General features: G+C 69.7%; 19 protein-coding genes. 10 read left to right on the plus strand and 9 right to left on the minus strand.

The annotated features are described in order from the left end of the window. The first annotated feature begins 64 nt into the window (after positions 1–64). From C470_RS11650 to C470_RS11680, 6 genes are all read left to right on the plus strand, one after another. Positions 65–736, plus strand: a complete 672-nt coding sequence (locus tag C470_RS11650; protein ID WP_008367425.1) for a DUF7384 family protein — start codon at positions 65–67, stop codon at positions 734–736. Between the two features lie 25 nt (positions 737–761). Beyond that, on the plus strand, positions 762–1,781 hold the full coding sequence (locus C470_RS11655; RefSeq protein ID WP_008367427.1) for an A/G-specific adenine glycosylase: 1,020 nt from the start codon (positions 762–764) through the stop codon (positions 1,779–1,781). 199 nt (positions 1,782–1,980) lie between these two features. Next, entirely contained in the window at positions 1,981–3,261 is a 1,281-nt protein-coding gene (locus C470_RS11660) for an RNA-guided endonuclease InsQ/TnpB family protein (RefSeq protein ID WP_008367429.1), read from the plus strand. A gap of 165 nt (positions 3,262–3,426) precedes the next feature. Then, positions 3,427–4,893 carry an amidohydrolase family protein gene (locus C470_RS11665; protein WP_004597025.1) on the plus strand — a complete coding sequence of 489 codons (1,467 nt, stop codon included), beginning with the start codon at positions 3,427–3,429 and terminating at the stop codon, positions 4,891–4,893. Between the two features lie 578 nt (positions 4,894–5,471). Then, entirely contained in the window at positions 5,472–5,870 is a 399-nt protein-coding gene (locus tag C470_RS11675) for a DUF5778 family protein (RefSeq protein ID WP_008367434.1), read from the plus strand. A gap of 51 nt (positions 5,871–5,921) precedes the next feature. Continuing rightward, positions 5,922–6,566, plus strand: coding sequence for an alpha/beta hydrolase (locus C470_RS11680; protein ID WP_008367436.1), 645 nt, complete (start codon positions 5,922–5,924; stop codon positions 6,564–6,566). Positions 6,567–6,612: 46 nt separating this feature from the next. Here the strand turns inward: C470_RS11680 and C470_RS11685 are convergent, their stop codons facing one another. The 7 genes from C470_RS11685 to C470_RS11715 all read right to left on the minus strand — a co-directional run bounded on the left by C470_RS11685 (position 6,613) and on the right by C470_RS11715 (position 14,119). Beyond that, positions 6,613–7,857: a glycosyltransferase gene (locus C470_RS11685; RefSeq protein ID WP_004597017.1), complete on the minus strand. Its 1,245-nt coding sequence runs from the start codon at positions 7,855–7,857 to the stop codon at positions 6,613–6,615. A gap of 410 nt (positions 7,858–8,267) precedes the next feature. Further along, on the minus strand, positions 8,268–8,597 hold the full coding sequence (locus C470_RS11690) for a transcription factor S (protein WP_004597015.1): 330 nt from the start codon (positions 8,595–8,597) through the stop codon (positions 8,268–8,270). 584 nt (positions 8,598–9,181) lie between these two features. After that, positions 9,182–10,273 (minus strand): putative sulfate/molybdate transporter, encoded by a 1,092-nt coding sequence (locus tag C470_RS11695; protein WP_008367438.1) that lies wholly within the window; start codon positions 10,271–10,273, stop codon positions 9,182–9,184. An 88-nt stretch (positions 10,274–10,361) separates the two neighbouring features. Beyond that, entirely contained in the window at positions 10,362–11,054 is a 693-nt protein-coding gene (locus C470_RS11700) for a hypothetical protein (protein WP_008367440.1), read from the minus strand. After that, entirely contained in the window at positions 11,051–12,052 is a 1,002-nt protein-coding gene (locus tag C470_RS11705) for a hypothetical protein (RefSeq protein WP_008367441.1), read from the minus strand. The genes C470_RS11700 and C470_RS11705 overlap by 4 nt, the downstream gene beginning before the upstream one ends. 138 nt (positions 12,053–12,190) lie before the next feature. Continuing rightward, on the minus strand, positions 12,191–13,027 hold the full coding sequence (locus C470_RS11710) for an RAD55 family ATPase (protein ID WP_004597007.1): 837 nt from the start codon (positions 13,025–13,027) through the stop codon (positions 12,191–12,193). A gap of 3 nt (positions 13,028–13,030) precedes the next feature. Beyond that, positions 13,031–14,119 (minus strand): beta-ribofuranosylaminobenzene 5'-phosphate synthase family protein, encoded by a 1,089-nt coding sequence (locus tag C470_RS11715; protein ID WP_008367444.1) that lies wholly within the window; start codon positions 14,117–14,119, stop codon positions 13,031–13,033. A gap of 167 nt (positions 14,120–14,286) precedes the next feature. Between C470_RS11715 and hemC the strand changes: the two genes are divergently transcribed. The 4 genes from hemC to C470_RS11735 all read left to right on the plus strand — a co-directional run bounded on the left by hemC (position 14,287) and on the right by C470_RS11735 (position 17,735). Continuing rightward, positions 14,287–15,471, plus strand: coding sequence for a hydroxymethylbilane synthase (gene hemC, locus C470_RS11720; RefSeq protein ID WP_008367446.1), 1,185 nt, complete (start codon positions 14,287–14,289; stop codon positions 15,469–15,471). Beyond that, on the plus strand, positions 15,464–16,360 hold the full coding sequence (gene cobA / locus C470_RS11725) for a uroporphyrinogen-III C-methyltransferase (protein WP_008367447.1): 897 nt from the start codon (positions 15,464–15,466) through the stop codon (positions 16,358–16,360). The genes hemC and cobA overlap by 8 nt, the downstream gene beginning before the upstream one ends. Beyond that, positions 16,357–17,118, plus strand: coding sequence for a uroporphyrinogen-III synthase (locus C470_RS11730; protein WP_008367449.1), 762 nt, complete (start codon positions 16,357–16,359; stop codon positions 17,116–17,118). The genes cobA and C470_RS11730 overlap by 4 nt, the downstream gene beginning before the upstream one ends. A gap of 215 nt (positions 17,119–17,333) precedes the next feature. Then, positions 17,334–17,735 (plus strand): hypothetical protein, encoded by a 402-nt coding sequence (locus C470_RS11735; RefSeq protein ID WP_004596997.1) that lies wholly within the window; start codon positions 17,334–17,336, stop codon positions 17,733–17,735. On the opposite strand, the gene C470_RS11740 is transcribed toward C470_RS11735, so the two are convergent. Together C470_RS11740 and C470_RS11745 are read right to left on the minus strand one after the other, a co-directional pair. After that, positions 17,736–18,893 carry a DUF4382 domain-containing protein gene (locus tag C470_RS11740; RefSeq protein ID WP_008367451.1) on the minus strand — a complete coding sequence of 386 codons (1,158 nt, stop codon included), beginning with the start codon at positions 18,891–18,893 and terminating at the stop codon, positions 17,736–17,738. Positions 18,894–19,025: 132 nt separating this feature from the next. Further along, positions 19,026–20,351 carry a 5'-deoxyadenosine deaminase gene (locus C470_RS11745; protein WP_049908715.1) on the minus strand — a complete coding sequence of 442 codons (1,326 nt, stop codon included), beginning with the start codon at positions 20,349–20,351 and terminating at the stop codon, positions 19,026–19,028. Positions 20,352–20,563: the final 212 nt, after the last annotated feature.

Here is a 20,563-nt window from a genome sequence, read left to right on the forward strand (position 1 = left end):
CAATAACGTTCGGCCTCTCCGTCCGGCCGCAAGGACGATACGCCCGCGGCGACGACCGGCGGGCATGACCTTCGGCGACCTGTTCGAGCGCGCGGCCGCGCTCGGCGGCGACCTTGACGAGGCGGACGTGCGACGAGCGCTCGACGACGTGCGCTCGACGGCGGACGGGAACGGTGGCGATTCCGGGAGCGACGGCGACTCCGGCGGTGAGGGGAACGGAGTGACCGACCCCCTCGACCCCAGCCCGGCCCGCGTCGTCGCCGACGCGGACGCGCTCGCCGCGGACCTACTCGTCGGCGGCGACGCCCGCGAGGCGCTCGACGCGCTGCGGTCGCACGCGTGGACGACGCTGGTCGCCAGCGACCCGCTCCTCGACGACGCCGAGGCCGTGATCGCGTCGCTCTCGGACGCCGACCTCGCGGCCGACTGGCGGGCCGCGGTGGAGGCGTGGCGCGAGCCGGTCGCGCAGCCGCCGGGCGATCACCCCGCGCTGGCCTCCGCCTACCGCGGCGGCGCGATGCAGGTCGTGAGCCTCGACCCCTCGCTGACCGGGCCGCGGGCCGCCGCCGGGCTGCGCGACCGTATGCCCGTGAGCGTCCGGGAACCGCGCGCGTTCGCGGCGGTGTTCGACCCCGCGAAGCTGTACCCCGACGCGGTCGGCGGGGAATACCCCGGTCCCGACCGCGACCCGCGGACGATGGACCCCGTCCGCGCCGACGGGGACCAGCACCGATAAACCGCCGCCGGCCGGAGCGATCCGCATGACCGACGCGGAGGGTGCGCCCGAGCTCCCGGCCGACATCGACGCGGTCCGCGACGCGCTCGTCGACTGGTACGAGGCGGACCACCGGGACTTCCCGTGGCGCCGCACGGAGGACCCCTACGAGATCCTCGTCAGCGAGGTGATGAGCCAGCAGACCCAGCTCGACCGCGTCGTGCCCGCCTGGGAGGACTTCCTCGACGAGTGGCCGACGACCGCAGCCCTCGCCGCGGCCGACCGCGCCGACGTGGTCGCCTTCTGGTCGGACCACTCGCTCGGATACAACAACCGGGCGAAGTACCTCCACGAGGCGGCCGGACAGGTCGAGGACGACCACGACGGAGCGTTTCCGGAGGACCCCGACGGCCTGAGCGAACTGATGGGCGTCGGCCCGTACACCGCCAACGCGGTGGCGTCGTTCGCGTTCAACAACGGCGACGCCGTCGTCGACACCAACGTGAAGCGGGTCCTGTACCGCGCGTTCGACGTCCCGGACGACGACGACGCGTTCGAGCGTGTCGCCTCCCGGCTCATGCCGGCGGGCGAGTCCCGGGTGTGGAACAACGCGATCATGGAGCTCGGCGGCGTCGCCTGCGGGAAGAGCCCCAGCTGCGACGAGGCGGGGTGCCCGTGGCGCGAGTGGTGTCACGCCTACCAGACCGGCGATTTCACNCTCGGCGGCGTCGCCTGCGGGAAGAGCCCCAGCTGCGACGAGGCGGGGTGCCCGTGGCGCGAGTGGTGTCACGCCTACCAGACCGGGGATTTCACCGCGCCCGACGTGCCCGAGCAGCCGAGCTTCGAGGGGAGCCGCCGGCAGTTCCGCGGGCGGATCGTCCGGCTCCTCGGCGAGCGCGACGTCATAGGCCTCGATACCCTCGGACACCGTATTCGCGTCGATTACTCGCCAGGTGGCGAACATGGACGCGAGTGGCTTCGAGGGCTCCTTTCGGATTTGGCAGATGATGGATTAGTCGAGGTCGAAGACTCCGGAGATGAGACGACCGTCCGGCTCCGAGGGTAACACCCGTTCGTACTCTACTCACAGATCTACCCGGCAGTGATAGTGCTCTTGATACGGAGAATCGAGGAGAAAGCCTCGCGCTTTAGTGCGGGGATGAATCCGACACTACCCGTCACAGTTCACCGGTCGATGGCACGGCTGGATATTCCACGCTACTCCAATCTACACCTTCAAGTAATTTTATCGACATAGGTTACGTATGGCAAAACAGGTCGTTACCCGTACCTATACTGCTTCCATACGGAACCAGTCGCGGGTACGAGACGACCTTGATTCGCTCGGGTTCGCAGCCAGTAAGCTCTGGAACGTCGGACGGTGGACGTGTAACCGGATTTGGGACGAAATCGGTCACATCCCGAACCACACCGAACTCACCGCGTACCTCAAAACCCACGAATGCTATGATGACCTTCATTCTCAGTCAAGTCAGCGAGTCCTTCAACAACTCGCTGAAGCGTTCAACGGTTGGTACGGTAAACGACAGAACGGAGATACACGAGCGAACCCGCCCGGCTACCGCAAACACGGCGACGAACACCCCCGGTCCACGGTCACATTCAAGCAGAAAGGCTTCAAACTCGACACTCAGTACGACCGTGTTCGACTCTCAAAAGGATCGAACCTGAAGGAGTACTGGTCGGACTTCGTCCTGTGTACGTACCAGACTCGCCCCGATATTGACCTCTCCGCCGTGGAGAACGTCCAACAAGTCAAGATTGTGTGGACCGGCGACGAGTGGGAACTACACTTCGTTTGTAAGGTCGAGATCGACGTGAATGAAGCCCCCGGTGAGAAGACGGTCGGTGTTGACCTCGGTATCAACAACTTCGCTGCGCTCGCGTATGAAGACGGTCACAGCGAGTTGTACCCGCTGAACTGCTTGAAACAGGACGACTACTACCTCAGCAAGCGAATCGCCCGGTGTGACGATTCGCATTCTGCGCAAGCCACGCGGCTGAACCAGAAGAAGTCGGCCCGTCGCACCCACTACTTCCACACCCTCTCGAAGCATATCGTCCAGCGGTGTGTTGACGAGGAAATTGGAACAATCGTGGTGGGCGATCTCTCCGGTGTCCGTGAGGATGAGGAGAACGGCGAGTCAAAGGAGTGGGGGAAACACGGCAATCTTGACCGACACTCATGGGCGTTCGACCGGTTCACCGATCTCCTCGAATACAAAGCCGAGATGGAAGGCATCACGGTTGAGCAAGTGTCTGAGCGGGATACCTCGAAGTCGTGCTCGTGCTGTGGCCGGAAGTGTGACGCGAACCGTGTTGAACGCGGACTGTACGTCTGCGATGAGTGCGGTACAGTGGCCAATGCGGATGTGAACGGTGCTGAGAACATTCGGCAGAAAGTATCTCCGAGTTCACCGAATCTCTCGGTGGATAGGAGTAACGGCTGGTTGGCACAGCCATCGACGTTCTTGTTTGACAAGGAAACTGGCGCGTTCGCGCCTCAAGAACAGGTAACGTCGTAAACCACAATATCCCAACCCAGCGGTGCGATACCGTGGGAATCCTCGCGCTTCAGCGCGGGGAGGATGTCAAGAAGGGAGAACCCGCGGAGCGTACCCGCGCTCTCAATTGAGGGAAAATAGGTACTAATAATTACAGCTACGCACGACGCTGACGGGTGGGAGGAAATGACGGCTGACTGTGTGATTCACGATGCGTTCGTTCTCACGGTGGACGAGCGAAATCGACTCTACGAGCGAGGAACGGTGCTCATCGAGGATGGCCGGATCACCGACGTGCGGTCCTCTCGGGACGATGACGCGGAGTTAGCGGCCGACTTGGTCATCGACGGCGAAGGCAAACTCGTGATGCCAGGTCTCGTCAACGCGCACACCCATCTCGAACTGACGCCGCTGCTTGGCGCGTTCAGCGACCTCGACCTCATGGAAATGATGAGTGGGATGACCGCCATATTCGGCCACATCGCCGAGGGCGAGTACGACTACTTCGCCCGGGCGGGGTACGAACTCGCCGCACTGAACTTCCTCACCGGTGGGGTCACGACCGTCAACTCGATGGACGTCCGGCCCAGCGGGGGCGCAGAAACGTTCGGCGAAGCGGGCCTCCGCGGATTCTTCGGGATGGCGCTCTCAGACCTCTTCTGGGACGTTTCCGTCGAAGAGCAGTTCGACCGCGCCCGCGAGTTCATCGATGAGTACCACGGCGCGTACGACGGCCGCATCCGGGCGACGATCGACCCCCACGACGACTGGTCATGTACCCGCGAACTGTGGGAACACACCGCCGAACTCGCTGACGAGTATCCCGACCTGCTCGTCCACACGCACCTGCTCGAACTGGAGGCGAGCAACACGATGGCGCGGTCGAATGGCGCTGAGGATTCGCTCGCCCTTCTCGATGACGTTGGCCTCTTGGACGACCGACTTGTAGCCGCGCACTTCCGGCTCGCCGACGACGAAGACATCCAACGGACTGCCGAAGCAGACGCGTCGGTCGCACACTGCCCGTCGATTTTCTGTTACTGGAACACGGGCGGCGACGTACAGTGGACGCCGGTGCCGGAACTCCGCGCCGCGGGCGTCGATGTCGGCCTGGGTATCGACGACCATTACTGGCACGACTCCTACAGTCTGTTCGGCGAGGCGAGGCAAGCCCGGCTCGCAGCGAACCTCAAGCGCTCGACCGGCCAGTACGACTCGATGGAGCTCGTACGAATGCTCACCATCGAAGGGGCAGAGGCACTCGGGATCGGCGACGAGATCGGGAGCCTCGAACCCGGCAAGCGCGCCGACGTCATTCTGCTGGACGTCGAGAAGCCGAAATTCACCCCGCTGACCAACATCCCGGCGCAGGTGGCTAACAACGCAGCGCCGGCTGATGTGGAGACGGTAATCGTGGACGGCGACGTACTAATGAAAGCCGGTGACGTGAAGACCATGGAAACGGATGCGGTGCGCGACCGCGTCGAGGCCGCGGTGGACCGTTTCGAGTCGGAGACGGACTGGGAGCTCGGCATCGGTGAGAGTGAGCCACCGAGTACGATGAACGTCGCCCGCGACCTGCCAAAGCGCGGCCCCAGTCAGTTGCTCGGACGACTCGCGTTCCAGTCGCTCAGAGATAGGTTGCCACTCTGATACGGATATACGGGGATCGTTCGGCAACAGCCTCCCCCAGTTGCTGCCGATATTTGAGACATTTATCATGTGTAATAAATATCCACAATCACCGCGCGTTCGACGTCTCGGACGACGACGACGACGCGTTCGAGCGGGTCGCGTCCAGGCTCATGCCCGCGGTCGAGTCCCGGGTGTGGAACAACGCGGTCATGGAACTGGGTGGCGTCGCCTGCGGGAAGAGCCCCAGCTGCGACGAGGCGGGGTGCCCGTGGCGCGAGTGGTGTCACGCCTACCAGACCGGCGATTTCACCGCGCCNGGCGTCGCCTGCGGGAAGAGCCCCAGCTGCGACGAGGCGGGGTGCCCGTGGCGCGAGTGGTGTCACGCCTACCAGACCGGCGATTTCACCGCGCCCGACGTGCCCGAGCAGCCCGGCTTGGAGGGGAGCGGCCGGCAGTTCCGCAGGCGGATCGTCCGGCTCCTCGGCGAGCGGGGACGAGGTCGTCGTGTCGCTCCGTCGCTGAGGCGAGTCGTCGACGGGGGGCCGTCCGCCCGGTGAACCGTCACCCGTTTATTACGGGAGCCGGAAGGGAGACGCATGAGCGAGACCGTCGACTCGGACCTGTACACCCGTACGAAGGCCTTACTGGAGCCGGGCGACATCGAGCTGCTCGGCTGTATCGTCCACACGAACCTCGACGGGCAGCAGGACCTGGAGATGCACGAGCTGACGGTCGCCGCCAACGAGGCCATCGCCGATCACGCGGGGAAAGGCGAGACGTACATCGAAGCGGGCAACGACGACACGGACTTCTCGTCGAACCAGTTCCAGGGACTGACGCTCGACGGCGAGGCGTTCGTCTGGGAGTGCCAGCAGCTCCTCCGCGACGGCAGCTTCGACATCGTGTTCTACTACGAGGCCAACGTCGACCAGGAGGCGCTCGCGGCCGACCTCGCCGACCTCGACGGCGTCGACCGCGTGACGCAGGTGCCCTGAGCCGGAGCGACGGCGAGGACCGAGTTCGAATCCGGACTGACTCCGAATTCCGTGAGCGACACCATTCTGATCCCCGGCGGCCGCGACGTGCGCGCCACCCTCGACACCGCCGCGAGCGACGGCGGTGGCGACGCCACCGGGAACGGCGGCCGGGCCGACGCGGTGGTCGTCGCCTGTCCGCCGCACCCGCAACAGCGCGGCCACCGCGGCGACGAGCGCCTGACGGCCGCCAGCGACGCTCTGACCGACCGCGGGATCGACTGCCTCCGGTTCGACTACGGCGACTGGGACGAGGGGTACGGCGAGACCACCGACGCGGACGAGGCGGTCGGCTGGGCGGCCGAGCGCTACGAGCGCGTCGGGCTGTTCGGCTTCTCGTTCGGCGGCACGGTCGCGCTCGTCGCGGCCGCGTCCCGGCCCGAGCTGGCGGGCGTCTGCGCGCTCGCGCCGACCGCGCGGCTGAACCCCGACGTCGACGCGGTCGCCGCGCTCGGCGAGGTCGTCGACCGCGGCGTGCCGGTCCGAGTGGTGTACGCGACCCGGGACTCGACCGCCGACTGGGAGCCCGTGATCGAGCGGGCGGAGGCGTTGGGCGTCGAGACGGTCGCGTTCGAGTCGGACCACTTCTTCGTCGGCCGGGCGGCGCGCGTCGGAGAGGCGGTCGCCGAGTTCCTCGCGCCGCGGCTGCGCGAGTGAGCACGGGTCGAGTCCGAAAAGGAGACCGAGCGGCCTCGCGGCGGGATCAGTCGCTGCCGACCTTCGTCGTCACGCGGAACGTCTCCGGCGGGTTGAGGATCCCCGCGACGGTCCCCATCGAGTGAACGACGGTGATAAGCGGCGCGAGCGGGACAGCGAGCGCCCAGTGGTGGTGGTCGTCCCCGTAGTAGGCGACGCCGAGGAGGAACCAGCCGAGCGTACACAGCGCCAGGCCCATCGACGCCGCGAAGAACAGCCCGCTGTAGGCGATGGTGACGCTGAGCAGCGACAGCGGGACGACGAGCAGAGTGACGATCGGCGAGAGCGCCCACGCGTAGTTACGGACCCGCGTCAACAGCTCGTACCGCAGCGGCAGCATCGCCGACGCCTGAACGTTCCCCGCCGCCCAGCGACGGCGCTGCTGGAGGATCTCGTACAGCGACGGCGGCGCCTCGTTGCGACAGACCGCGTCCGACAGCGCGAACGTCACGTCGAGCTCGCGGAAGGCCGCCCAGACGAAGGCGGTGTCCTCGACCAGCGTCTCGCGGTCCCACGTCGTCCGCTCCTCGACCTCGGTGCGGACGGCGATGCCGCCGCCCCAGGCGAAAAGCGGGATCGAGAGCCGCGCGAACGCGCGCTGTTCGAGCTGGACGCCCATCCGGTAGACGTCGGCCAGGTAGCTGAGGCTCGAGTCCGTGCGACGCGGCTTCTCGCGGAGCTGGACGATGTCCGCGTCCGGGAGCCCGTCGAACGACTCGACGACGCTGTCCTCGTCCAAGTAGAGCACGAACTCCGTCTGACAGTCGAGCGTCCGCCGAGCCCACTCCTGCGCGCGGCCCTTCCGGACAGCGCGACACGAGAACTCGTCCGGGACCGCGTGGACGGTCGCCCCGCGCACGTCGATGGGCGACTCCGCGATCACGTGGACGTCGTCGAGCCCGTCCGGGAGCGAGTCGACCGTCTGCTGAACGACCTCGGCGGCGTCGACGGTCATGATGCGAACCTGTACCTCGTCGGGCCCGTACTCGTTCGGGGGCGTCTCGTGGCCGGCGCCCACGACCCCGGTGAGCGCGAACCAGACGACCGCGGTCGCGCCGAAGAGGAGCGTCACGCCCCAGAGCGCGACCCCGAACAGCGACCCGAGCCCGCCGTCGCCGACGGCGGTGGTGGCCGCCGCCTGCGCGGGAGCGGTGCCCGGGCCGGAGACGACCGCCGGTGCGAGAAGCGTCGCGAGGCCGCCGACGACCAAGGCCAGCGTCACCCCGATCAGTGCGAGACGTTCGGTGTTCATCGTGTCTCCCCCTCCCGCGCCGAACCCTATGAACCGTCCAAACGCTACAGGGGGATTCAGCCGTATTTCGACCGGATTTACGCGCTTAATCCGATCTGATCCGAAACAATCGACTGACTGCGGCGCTGTGGTGCGTGTTACCGTGTTTCATGATGCCGAATCTGTACTTCGCGGACGAAGCCGTCGATCGGCCCGGGTGCTCGCGGCGCGCGCGCCAGCGGTCGTCGATCGACTCCGCCGCCGGCCGCTCGCCGCGGGCCGGTCTCCGCCGGGGTCATCGGGAGTGGCTCGGGAGGGGACCGGCCGACGAACGCGTCGACCGCGCATTGGCCGGGAATTGACCGCACATTGGCCGCGCATTGACCGCGCGTCGACCGTGCGCCGCCGTGGAGCCTTCCGCGCTCTCGCGGTCAGTTGTACCCGCGCCAGCGGTGGCCGCACTCCTTACATTTAAAAAAGCGGGTCGGCGGCTCGTCCGCGGCGCCGGTCTGTTTGATCGTGTACCACGCCTCGCCGTGGTCGCACTCGTCGCAGACGACGTCGGTCGCGGTCGGCTTCCCCTCGAAGTTCGCGCCCTCCTCGGTCTCGATCACCTCCTCGCCGGTCTGCTCGGTCGTCGACTCGAACTCGGCGGCGAGCCCCTCGTCGCGTTCGGCGGTGCCGCCGCAGTCGTCGTTCTGACACACCATCTCCCCGTCGCGAGAGACCATCATCGAGCCGCAGTCGTCACAGAACTGCATATACTCGTTCAGTACGTGATTGAGCGGTTTAGGTTCGGCGGGTACGGTCGAATACGCGGTGTACGGTGTCGGATATTTATAAATAGACGATGCCGTTGGGGGAGGTGACGGTGTCTCGTGACCCGTCGCCGCGATGACGTATTTCGAAGCTTCAGCCGCTTGCTTATAAATGAGTGTCAGTAGATCGGCGGTGAACACCTCCAAAGCCCCAGCTGCTCGGTTATAAACCGTTGCTCGCAGATCGGCGGGAACCGCCTCCAAAGCCCCAGCCGCTCGCATATAAACAATCGACTGTGGATCGACGCGAAACGCCTCCAAAGCCCCAGCCGCGAGGCCGCCGTAGGCTCGTTGCGCTCCTCGCTCGCGTTGCTCGCTGCGGTGCTAACGTCGCCTACGGCGGCCTCGCGGCTGCCCCTTTGAGTCCCACCCGACCGCGACCGCACCGCAGCCTCACACCTCCCCAGCCTCGTCGCTGGCGCCGGCGGCGCCAGCGACTCCCTCGCGCGTGTTCCTCGCGCCCTCCGGGCGCTCGGAGGCACGCGCCACCGTACCTTATTTATAAATGGCCACCTCTCAGTTCCCCGTTATCCGCGGATCTGCTCCCACGCGAGGTGGACCGCGATCCCGGCGAGGAACGCGACGCCGAGGTTGGTGGCGAGCGCGAGGAGGCCGATCCCGACCGACAGCGCGCGGTTCCCCGAGTCGGTGACGTTGCGCGCGAGCGAGACGGCGACGATGGCGAGCAGCGCGCCGAGCATCGCCAGCGGGAACGCCGCGATCAGCGCGGGCGTGGCGAAGAGCGCGGCGACGAGGTAGCCGGCGCCGAGGACGACGTTCGCGCCGCCGGTGCGCGCGCCGAACGCGTACTTGCCGGCCACGCCGTCGCAGCCGTGACACATCGGGATCCCGCCGAGTGGGACCGCAATCAGGTTGGTGACGCCCATGCTCGTCGACAGCTCGTCGGGGGTGACGTCGGCGTCGAGCAGGTCCGAGAAGAGGAGCGAGGTCGCCAGCGCGGCGTTGCCGATGGTCATGGCCAACTGCGCGGCCACGCCGTCGAAGGTGGCCCGCGTGAGCGCCGCGCCGAACGCCGGCGTCGGCGGTGCGCCGGGCAGTCGAGGGGTCGGCACGCCGGCGACGACGAGCGCGGTCGCGACGCCGAGGAGCGCGACGGCCAGCGCGCTCGCCTTCCCGTGGCCCGCGAGCGCGAACGCGGCGGCGACCGCGACCCCGACGAGCGCGACGAGCGGGTCGCCGACCGCGAGCTCGATCCCCGTTTCGAGGAGGACGAGCCCGACCGCGAACTGGACCCCGCGGATCACCGGCTCGCCGATCCAGCGTTCGACGTACGCGAGCGTCCCGGAGAGTCCGATCGCGAGGAGGAGAACGCCGAGGACGAGGCCCGCGAGCGCGAGCTCGGCGTAGGTGAGCGCGCCCGCGATCGCGAGCGCGGCCAGCGCCTTCATCGGCTCGACGGACACCGGGAGGCCGTACCGGACCCCCCAGACGACCTGGAACGCGCCGAACGCGACGAGGGCGTGCGGCAGCGAGACGTCCGTCAGCAGCGCCAGCGCGACCACGAGCGGGATGACCGTAATCGAATCCCCTATCGCGCCGGTGACCGCCCCCGACCCGAACTCGACGGACCGCCGCCCTTCAGATTCGGACGTTATCACGCGATGCGCGCAGTATCGGCCGGTCGGGCTTGAACGTGTTCAGAAATCGCTGGCGGATACTCGACCGACAGAACGAAACTCCGTGCGGTTACTCGCCGTCGAAGGCGGGGTCCTCCGCGTCCACCATCGGGCAGTTCCGGACTCGGAACCGCGAGAAGTCGACCGACTCGACGATCTCGGTCCCCTCGTGGGTACAGGCCGTCTCCGGCGGTGCCGTGAAGTGCGGACAGCGCTGGCAGTAGCTCCGCTTGTCGACCACCCGCTCGTCGCCGGTCGTCCCCGGCCCCGGCGTCTGCCCCAGATCGCCGACCGCACCGCCCTCGGCGGCGTCGTCGAACTCGGTCGCGTCGGCGCCGACCGAGGTCCCCTCGTCGAGCGCCTCCCACACGTCCTCCTCGCCGACGTCGCCGCTCCCCATCGACTCGAAGGGGTCCTCGTCTGTCGGCGAGCCGGCGGCGTCGGCGTCCAGTTCGGCGAACGGATCGTCCGCCGGGGCGCCCGGTTCCGGATCCTCGGACGCGCCCGTCTCGGGCCCTACGGACGCGCCCGGCTCCGGGTCCGAGCGGGGCGACGCCTCGCCGCCGTCGTCGATCCCGTCGCCGAGCGCCGCGAACGGGTCGTCGACCTCGTGGGCGTCGGGGTCGTCGAGGCCGTCGTCGGCCCCGTCGCTCGCTCCGTCACCGCTCGGTTCGTCGTCAAACTGCTCCTCACCGAACGGCTCGTCGTCGAAGGGGTCCGCTTCCGGTGCGTCGTCGCCGTCAGACCGGTCGCCGTCGCTCATCGGCGGTCCCTGTCCGGCCCGCCGTCGCTCGCGGCGGTGCTCGTCCGGTCCGTCGTCCGGCTCATCTCGTCGCGGTCGTCGTCCGCGACGTCGCCGTCGATGGCGGGCCGGTCCCCGACGAGGAGTTTCGACGTGCCGAGGAAGCCGGTGTTCGGCTCCAGGTCCTCGAACCGGCGCCCGCAGTGGGGACACTCAGGCGCCGACAGCAGTCCCAGCTCGACGCCGCCGCCGCAGTGGTTGCAGTCGGCGGACCGCACGCCGTGCCGGTTCGCCGTCCGCGTCAGCGCGTCGACGCGCTCGCGGTCCGCGCGGTCGCGCTCGGCCGCGTCGAGCCGGCGCTTGACCTTGACGACCGCGTTCGCGACCCGCGAGAGCTTGTCGTCGATCTCGGTCAGGTCGTCCGCGGAGATCCCGGCGAGGTCCGACTCCACGTCGTCGAGGCGGTCGTCCACGGCGTCGACGCGTTCGTCGACCTCCTCCACGCGTTCGTCGACCCCATCGAGGCGGTCGCCGAACGCGTCCAGTCGGTCGCGAACCGCGTCCAGGTCGTCGAGGCGGGCGTCGAGCGCATCCAGCCGCTCGCGGAGGTCGTCGACTCGGTCCGAGGAGGGCGCGTCGGCGACGGCCGCGTCGAGCCGGTCCAGCCGGGCGGCGATCTCCTCCAGTTCGTCCGCAAGGTCGTCGACCCGCGCCGCCGGGCCATCCGCGTCGCCAGCCTCTCCGTCGTCCTCCGCGCCCCCCTCGGCGGCGTCGAGCGACTCCACCTCGCGGTAGAGGTCGACGAACCGATCGCGGAGGTCGGCCACCTTCTCGTCCAACTCCGCGTCGAGGTCGTCGAGGCGGGCCTCGATCGCCGCCACCTCCTCGGAATCGGGGACGTCGATCCCCTCGGACTCCGCGAGCGCGACGAGCGCACGCTTGAGGAGCTCCTCGCGGCTCACGCCGGCGTCCTCGGCCGCGGCGTCGAGGGCGGCCGCCGCCGGGTCGAGGTCACTCATCGCGGATCCTCCGTCATCTACCTGTCGTTGAGCGGCGAGGCTTAAGTAACCTGTCGCGCCGTTCTCCGGATCGATACTCGGCGACCGCCCGGTCCCGAGCCGGGGCGTCGGCTACCGGATTCGGCGTCGGAGGACCGGCTACCGAATCTTGCGCACGTCGCTGATGTCGAAGCCTCCCTCGTGGATCTCGGTCTCGAAGCGGACGATGTTCTCTGCCTCCAGCCGCGAGAGCACGCCGCGGAACTCGCGGACGAACATCGTTCGGGCGCGCTGCGAGCCGCCGCTCTCCCAGGAGAACTGGAGCGTCCCGCCCGCGGCGTCCATCAGGGTGCCGAACTCGCGGTCGCGGAGCGCGTCGGTGTTCACCAGCACGAGGACCAGGGCGTCCCACTCGTATGCCGCCTTCTTCAGTCCCTTCATCACCATGGCGACGTCGCTCCAGTCGGTGTCGTCGGAGACCATCGAGACGAGGTCTGTGACGGAGTCGATACAGACGAGGCTCCGCTCGCCGTGTTCCGAGAGGTAGTCGCCGAACGCGGTGAGCACGTCCTCGTACTCGCCGCGGTCGCCGAGCTCGGTGATCGAGGCGGTCGCCGTCTCGTACCAGTCGCGCGGCACGGGCGACAGCTGGAAGTACTCCGGCGAGAGGTCCCGGAAGGAGATTTGATCGACCGCCGCGTCGACGATCTCCGAATCCATCGTGTACCCCATCTCGCGGGTGATCGCCTCGGTGTCGGCGGTGAAAGAGATGTAATGAACCGACTCGGGCAGCGTCGCGTCGGCGTCGACGTCGCCGTAGTAGAGGTCGAACAGCTCCTCGTCGGCGCCCGCCAGCGCGTTCATCGCCGCGCTGGTGTACGCGAACTCCCGAGCGCCCGCGCCCGCCTCGCCCGCGAGCAACACGACGCTTCCCGGCGGCGCGCCGCCCCCGAGGATCGAGTCGAGGCGCGCGACCCCGAACGGAACACTGGACATGGCTTACGCCCCGTCGCCGCGGGATTTAGTGTTACCCCTCTCCGGGTCGGCCGAGGGCGGTTCCGCCCCGCGCTCCGCGTCGATCCGCGCGCCCTCGTTCGAAGCGCGGACGACCGACACCTCGCCGCCGACGCCGGCGGCGTCGAGCGCGCGCTCGCCCGCGTCGCGCGCCGCCGCGGCGCGCTCCGCGTCGGTGACGCCGTAGACGGTCGGCCCCCACGAGGACTGCCCGGCGCCGAACACCGACGCGGCGCCCGACAGCGAGTCGACGACTTCGCCGACCGGCGGCCGGTACACGCCGCCCTGCTCGTCGGTGTACCACGCGCCGTTGAGGCGACCGATCTCGCCGACTGCCGCCCCGAACGCCTCCGCGTCCTCCGTCGCGACCGCGGGGAGGACGCGCCGGGTGACGATCCCGCCGATCCGGTCGGCGAGGCTCGGGTCCGCGCGCTCGACCGCGGTCCGCATCGCGTCGTCCTCGGCCGCGCCGCTCCGCCCGGCGTCCGCGTCGGGCTCGACCAGCAGGAACCGCCAGTCGTCGGGAACGGCGTGGCGCGCGGCCACCGGCGGGACGGTCCACTCGCCGTCCGCGGGCCGGTCGGTGGTGAAGCGCGCGGTCGGGTGGCCGGCGTCGAGGACGAACCCGCCCCCTTCGAACGTCGCGACCCCGACGCCGGAGCGCCCGCCGCGGCCGAGCGCCGGAGCGCGCTCTCGAACACGCGCCGGCTCGCCGTGGGCGGCCGCGACCGCCGCGAGCGTCGCCGCCGCCAGTTGCGTCCCGCTGCCGAGCCCGGCGTGTCTGGGAAGCGACTCGCGGACCGCGACCCGGGCGCCGTCGACGCCGAGCAGGTCGACGGCCGCGGTCGCGTACCCGCGGGCGTCGCCGCGCACGCCCGGGACGGAGTCGGCGGACTTCGCGGGGACCGCTTCGGCCCCGTCGACCGTCACGCTCACCGCCGAGGCCGGCTCCGCGTCGACGACGACGCGGGGTGCGGCGAGCCCCACGCCGAGCGCGCCGTACAGCCGCTCGTGCGAGAGGCTGAGGTTACAGAAGCCGAAGTGGAGCCGGGCCCCGGCGCTCGCGCGTGCCATCTCGTTATCGCTTCGGGGCGGACTGATAAAGGGGCCGTGACCGTGGCGGGAGTTGCCTCGGACCCGGCGAGCGGACGCGCGACCCCCGCGAGCGCGGCGTCCGACCTCGCGGTCGCGGAGGCGGCCGAACTGGTGCGCTTTTGAACGCGGGGGACCTCGGTCCGGGTATGACCGAAACGCTCAGGCTCGCGACCCGCGGGTCGGACCTGGCCCTCCGACAGGCCGAGACCGTCCGCGAGGCGCTGTCGAGCCGGCGCCGCGACGTCGAACTCCGGCAGGTGGAGACGCGCGGCGACCAGATCCCCGACGAACTGATCCACCGCCTCGGGAAGACGGGCGCGTTCGTGCGCGCCCTCGACGAGGAGGTGCTCGCCGGCGACGCCGACCTCGCGGTCCACTCGCTGAAGGACCTCCCGACCGAGGAGATGGACGACCTCGTCGTCGCGGGCGCCCCCGAGCGCGCACCCTCCGGCGACGTGGTCGTCCAGCCGGACGGGCTCGGCATCGAGGAGCTCCCGTCGGGCGCCGTCGTCGGGACGGGGTCGCTCCGCCGGGGCGCACAGATCCGGGCTGCGCGGCCCGACCTCACCGTCGAGCCGATCCGCGGCAACGTCGACACGCGGCTGGAGAAGCTGCTCGCGCCCGGCCTCCAGGCGGAACACGAGCGGCGCCTGATCGCCTCCGGAGAGGAAAGCGCGCTGACCGCCGAGGAGGGCGGCGACGCGGACGGCGCGGAGGGAGAGGAGAGCGACGGCGACGCGAGCGACGAGGTCGACGAGGAGTTCGACCGCACCGTCGAGGAGTGGTTCGACTCGCTGTCGGACCTCGAACGCGCGGCGATGGAACGGAAGGTCGAGACCGAGTACGACGCGGTTGTCCTCGCCGAGGCGGGCCTGCGCCGCTCGAACCTCTTCCACGAGGTGGAGACGACGCGGCTCCCGCGCGAGGAGTTCGTCCCCGCGGCCGGACAGGGCGCCATCGCGGTCACCGCGAGCGACCCCGACGTGATCGAGGCGGTCCGCGACGCGGTCGACCACCCGCGGACCCGCGTGGCGGTCACCGTCGAGCGGACGGTCCTCGGCGAGCTCAACGGGGGCTGCGTGGCGCCGATCGGCGTCTCCGCGATGGTTCAAGGCGAGCACGTCCACGTCCGGGCGCGGGTGCTCTCGACGGACGGCACCGAGGAGGTGGCCGACACCCGCGACCTGCCGATCCGGTCGCACGCGACGGCCGCCGCGGAGTTCGCCGCGGACCTCGCGGACCGCGGCGCCGACGACCTGATCGCCGAGGCGCGCGAGGCGGCGGAGACCGGGGAGAGCAGTGAAGCGGAGGCCGGGGAGGACGATGAGTGAGGACGCGCCCGGTACCGGCGGGGGTCCCGGATCGAACGCGGACGAGCCGCCGACCCGCGGCCGCGACGACCGAGTCGGAACCGTGTTCCTCGTCGGCTCCGGGCCGGGCGACCCGGACCTGCTCACGGTGAAGGCGAAGCGGCTGATCGAGTCGGCCGACGTGGTCCTCCACGACAAGCTCCCGGGCCCGGAGATCCTCGGCGAGATCCCGGAACCGAAACGGGAGGACGTTGGGAAACGCGCCGGCGGCGAGTGGACCCCGCAGGAGTACACCAACCGGCGCATGGTCGAACTGGCCCGCGAGGGGAACCGCGTCGTCCGGCTGAAGGGCGGCGACCCGTTCGTCTTCGGCCGCGGCGGCGAGGAGGCGGAACACCTCGCCGACGAGGGGATTCCCTTCGAGGTCGTCCCCGGGGTCACCTCGGCCATCGCCGGCCCCGCGGTCGCCGGCATCCCGGTGACCCACCGCGACCACGCCTCCTCCGTCTCGTTCGTCACGGGCCACGAGGACCCGACGAAAGAGGAGTCCGCGGTCGACTGGGACGCGCTCGCGGCGACCGGCGGGACCATCGTCGTGCTGATGGGGGTCGGGAAGCTGCCGGCGTACACCGCCGCGCTCCGCGACGCCGGCCTCGACGGGGACACGCCCGTCGCGCTCGTCGAGCGCGCCACCTGGCCCGACACCAGCGTCGCGACCGGCACCCTCGACACCATCGTCGACGCCCGCGACGAGGCGGGGATCGAGCCGCCCGCGGTGACGGTGATCGGCGACGTGGCCGCGACCCGCGACCGCGTCGTGACCTTCCTCGAAAACGCCGGTTCGGCCCCGGTACAGTCGGCGAGCGAGGAGCAGGAAGAAGACGAGTCGGCCGGGGGTGACGGGGCGTGAGCGGCGACGGGGGCCGCGGGCCGCGCGTGGCCGTCTTCCGCCCCGACGACGAGCGGATCGAGTCGGCCGTCGAACTGCTCCGATCGCTCGGCGCGGAGCCGGTCGCCGACCCGATGCTCGAAGTCGAGCCGACGGGCGCGGTTCCGGCCGACGCGCCCCTCGTCGTCCTCACGAGCAAGACCGGCGTCGAACTGGCCGCCGAGGCGGGCTGGGATCCGGGCGACGCCGACGTGGCCGCCATCGGTCCCGCCACCGCCGCGGCCGCCCGCGAGGCCGGCTGGACGGTCGACGCCGTCCCCGAGGAGTACACCTCCGCCGGCCTCGTCGCCGCGCTCGGACCTCGCGTCGCGGGCGAGCGCGTCGTCGTCGCGCGCTCGGACCACGGCAGCGACGTCCTCCTCGACGGCCTGCGCGAGGCCGGCGCCGACGTGACCGAGACCGTGCTCTACCGGCTCACGCGGCCGGCCGGCGCGGGCGACTCAGCGGAGCTGGTCGCCGCCGGCGACCTCGACGCGGTCGCGTTCACCTCCTCGCTGACCGTCGACAACTTCCTCGCGGCGGCCGCGGACCGCGGCGTCGACGATGCGGCCCGCGCCGGACTCGCGGACGCGGTGGTCGGCGTCATCGGCCCGCCGACCGCGGAGACGGCCGCGGAGCGCGGCGTCGACGTCGACGTCGTCCCCGACGAGGCGTCGTTCGACGCGCTCGCGACAGCGGTCGTCGACGCGCTCGACGAGACTGCGGCTCGGCACGACTGACGCGCCGAGTCCGGCGACGACTGCGACACGATCCGTCGCGTGCCAGCAAAATCTCCGTTGCTGATAATCGACGGCGACCGACCCGTCGACGTCCGACCGCACTTACCGGCGCGGATCGCGCGTCAACCGAATCGCGCCGGCGACCGGAGCAGTCGAATATCAGATGAGATATTTGGGGGGTGTAATTTATACCCCAGTACGTGATACCTGATGCCATGGAACCGACCGAGCGCTGGCTGCTGCGGGTCGAGGACGACGTCCTCGTCGTCGAGTTCCCACACGGGACTGGACTGAGCCCCGCGGACGGCGAGTCGCTGCTCGATCGGTGGCGGGTCGCGACGGACCCCAACGCCGTCAACGCCGTCGTGATCGTCGTGCGGACGAGCCGTCCGTGTTCGGACGCCGGTCGCCGGGCGCTCCGCGAGTCGGCGCAGATCGCGGTCGCCCGCGGCGTCGACCGCTTCGCCGTCGTCGGCGAGCGCTCGAAGCGGCGGTTCCTCAAGCGGACCATCGACGTCGAGGGAGTCGACACCGAGGCGTTCAACGACGATGACGCCGCGCTGCGGTGGGCGAAGTGCCCGTCCGCGGCCCCCTCGTCGGTCGAGACCTCCTCGTAGTTAGCTCCCGCTCGCGGTCTCGTTCTCCGCGTCGTCCGTCTCGTTGCCGCCGGTAGCGTCGCTCTCCTCGTCCGTTTCCGAGTCGCCGTCTTCGGGCTCCGCCTCTTCGTCGTCTTCGTCGTCCTCGCTATCCTCGTCGTCGTCATCGTCGTCGTCCTCGCTATCCTCGTCGTCGTCATCGTCGTCGTCCTCGCTACCTTCGTCGTCGTCATCGTCGTCGATCTCGTTGACGTCGACGTCGCGGCCCGCGACCCCGCTGCCCGAGATCACGGGTTTGAGGATGTAGCCGTTGTTCTTCCCGCGCTTGACGACGTTGATGTCGAAGACGAAGCTCACCTCCTCGTCGGGCGTGACCTCGAACCCGTTCGTGATCTGGAGCTTCTCGCTCGGGAGCTTCACGTCGACCTCGCTGCCGTCGACGATCCCCTCGACGGCCGAAACCTCGAGTTCGATCTTCTCGTAGCTCCCCGCCGGAATCTCGCCGTCGAAGACCGCGATGGCGTCGTCCTCGACCACTTGCGTGAGATCGACCGTCGCGCCGTCGAGTTCGACGACGGTGAAGCCGCGGTCCTCCTCGTCGTCATCCTCGTCGTCCTCATCCTCGCCGTCCTCGTCCTCACCTTCCGCTTCGACGTCTTCCTCGTCGTCCCCGCCGTCATCGACGTCCGTCTCGTTCGCGTCGTCGTCCTCGTCCGCCGTCTCGTTCGCGTCGTCGTCATCGGTTTCCGTGGCGTTCTGCTCGGTGTCGTCGTCCGATCCGTCGTCCTCGTCGGCGTTTTCGTCGTCTTCCTCATCCTCCGCGTCTTCGTCGTCCTCGTCGTCGCCGTCTCCGGCCTCGAAGATCCGAGCCCGGTCGAGGGTGACGTCCAGCCGGTCGAAGTCGTCGATGTCGGCCGGGGCGTCGCTGATGAGGAGCCGGAAGTTGCCGGTGAGCGTCTGGGAGCCGTCCGAGCCGTCCGAATCGCCGGAGCTGTCCGAGCCGCCCGAGGTCGGAAGAGACCCGTCGCCGGCGCAGCCGGCGAGCAGCGTCGCGCTCGCGCCGGCGCCGAGGGCCACGAACTTCCGTCGGCCGAGGCCGTCGGTCGACGCGCCCGTCGAGCGGTCGTCGCCCGTCGTTCGCGATCCGTCGTCGCCTGTCGTCTGCGATCGGTCAGTCATCGTGAGCGAACGAACGGGCCGCGGACGGGTATAAACGGGCGATACTCCGTCCGAATTTGTGCGGATAAAGCCGGCTTTAGCGGCGCGCGCGGTGGTTCGAGACGATCGGGGGGCGATACGGACGGTAGCGGGCTACGGTTCGGCCGTCTCGATGCCGGCCGCCTCGACCACGCGCTCGGCGTGCCGCGTCGCGCGCTCGCGGACCGCCGCCGCGTCGATCCCGACGTGCTCGCCGTCCGCGTAGCGGACGTCGCCGTCGACCATCGTGAAGGTCACGTCGTCGCCGTGGGCGGCGTACACCAGATGGGAGAGCGGGTCGTGGATCGGGGTCGCCCGGGTGATGTCGGTCGTGAGTCCGATCACGTCGGCGCGGTGGCCCTCGCGGAGCGCGCCGAGGCGGTCGAAGCCGGCCGCGCGGGCGCCGCCCTCGGTCGCCATCTCCAGCACGGTCGCGGCCGGGAGGCGGGTCGGGTCCCGGGCGTCGACCTTGCCGAGGAGGCTCGCCTGTCGCATCTCCGTGAAGGGGTCGAGCGTGTTGTTGCACGGCGGGCCGTCGTTGCCGAGCGCGACCGTGACCCCGCGGTCGAGGTAGTCCTGGACCGGGGCGATCCCCGAGGCGAGCTTCATGTTCGAGGAGGGGCAGTGGGTGACGACCGTGTCGGTCTCGGCGAGCACCTCGCGCTCGCGCTCGTCGGTGTGGACGCAGTGCGCGAGCGTCACGTCCGGGCCCGTCAGCCCGACCTCGTCGAGCCAGAGGACGTTGCGCTTCCCCGTGTCGGCCTCCACCGTCTCGATCTCGTCCTCGTTCTCGCTCGCGTGGGTGTGGATCGTGACGCCGTCGTAGCGGTCGGCCAGCTCGCGGCAGCCGCGCAGGCAGGCCTCCGTGCAGGTGACGGCGAACCGCGGCGTGACGGCGTAGCGGACGCGGCCGTCGGCGGCGCCGTGGTACTCCCGGATGAGTGCCTCGCTCTCGGCGAGCGCGGCGTCGGTCTCCTCGATGAGTCCGTCGGGGGACTCCTTGTCCATCAGGACCTTCCCCAGTCGCCCCCGGATCCCCGTCTCGATCGCGGCCTCGAACGCCTCGTCGGCGTGGTTCACCGAGAGGTGGTCGACGACGGTCGTCGTCCCCGATTCGAGACACTCCAGGTACCCCAGTTCGGCCGCGGCCCGGGTCGCCGCGGCGTCCATCGCGGCCTCCATCGGGAGCACGGCGTCGAACAGCCAGTCGAGGAGGGCGTCGTCGTCGGCGATCCCCCGGCCCAGCGACTGGACGGAGTGAACGTGGCCGCCGACGAGGCCGGGCGCGACGAGGTCGAACGCGCGCCGCTCGTGGTCGGGGTAGCGGTCGCGGAGGGCGCTCTCCTCGCCGACCGCGGCGATCGTGTTCCCCTCGACGACGACGGCGCCGTCGGGGATGACGGTCTCGGAGTCGGCGACGACGGTTCCGGCGATCAGCATGTCCGTCCGTTCCTGACGGTCGACCGGTAAGAGGCTGTCCTTCGACGCCACCGCGCATCCGGCTCAGTTCCAGAGACGAACGACCCGCAGGAGAGACGGCACGACAGCTGGCCGCATCGACGCGATATTTAAATGCGAGTGGGCGGCCGCGCGACACCTTATAAACGAACTGCGGTGGCGCGTGCCTGCGAGCGGCCGCCATCGGCGGCCGC

Source organism: Halorubrum distributum JCM 13561 (assembly GCF_000337395.1).
GTDB classification, from domain to species: Archaea; Halobacteriota; Halobacteria; order Halobacteriales; family Haloferacaceae; genus Halorubrum; species Halorubrum distributum.

Excerpts from the sequence above, each read along its gene's own strand:
- C470_RS11650 (WP_008367425.1), top strand. The coding sequence starts at position 65 with ATGACCTTCGGCGACCTGTTCGAGCGCGCGGCCGCGCTCGGCGGCGAC.
- C470_RS11660 (WP_008367429.1), top strand. The coding sequence starts at position 1,981 with ATGGCAAAACAGGTCGTTACCCGTACCTATACTGCTTCCATACGGAAC.
- C470_RS11665 (WP_004597025.1), top strand. The coding sequence starts at position 3,427 with ATGACGGCTGACTGTGTGATTCACGATGCGTTCGTTCTCACGGTGGAC.
- C470_RS11675 (WP_008367434.1), top strand. The coding sequence starts at position 5,472 with ATGAGCGAGACCGTCGACTCGGACCTGTACACCCGTACGAAGGCCTTA.
- C470_RS11685 (WP_004597017.1), bottom strand. The coding sequence starts at position 7,857 with ATGAACACCGAACGTCTCGCACTGATCGGGGTGACGCTGGCCTTGGTC.
- C470_RS11690 (WP_004597015.1), bottom strand. The coding sequence starts at position 8,597 with ATGCAGTTCTGTGACGACTGCGGCTCGATGATGGTCTCTCGCGACGGG.
- C470_RS11700 (WP_008367440.1), bottom strand. The coding sequence starts at position 11,054 with ATGAGCGACGGCGACCGGTCTGACGGCGACGACGCACCGGAAGCGGAC.
- C470_RS11705 (WP_008367441.1), bottom strand. The coding sequence starts at position 12,052 with ATGAGTGACCTCGACCCGGCGGCGGCCGCCCTCGACGCCGCGGCCGAG.
- C470_RS11710 (WP_004597007.1), bottom strand. The coding sequence starts at position 13,027 with ATGTCCAGTGTTCCGTTCGGGGTCGCGCGCCTCGACTCGATCCTCGGG.
- C470_RS11715 (WP_008367444.1), bottom strand. The coding sequence starts at position 14,119 with ATGGCACGCGCGAGCGCCGGGGCCCGGCTCCACTTCGGCTTCTGTAAC.
- hemC (WP_008367446.1), top strand. The coding sequence starts at position 14,287 with ATGACCGAAACGCTCAGGCTCGCGACCCGCGGGTCGGACCTGGCCCTC.
- cobA (WP_008367447.1), top strand. The coding sequence starts at position 15,464 with ATGAGTGAGGACGCGCCCGGTACCGGCGGGGGTCCCGGATCGAACGCG.
- C470_RS11735 (WP_004596997.1), top strand. The coding sequence starts at position 17,334 with ATGGAACCGACCGAGCGCTGGCTGCTGCGGGTCGAGGACGACGTCCTC.
- C470_RS11740 (WP_008367451.1), bottom strand. The coding sequence starts at position 18,893 with ATGACTGACCGATCGCAGACGACAGGCGACGACGGATCGCGAACGACG.
- C470_RS11745 (WP_049908715.1), bottom strand. The coding sequence starts at position 20,351 with ATGCTGATCGCCGGAACCGTCGTCGCCGACTCCGAGACCGTCATCCCC.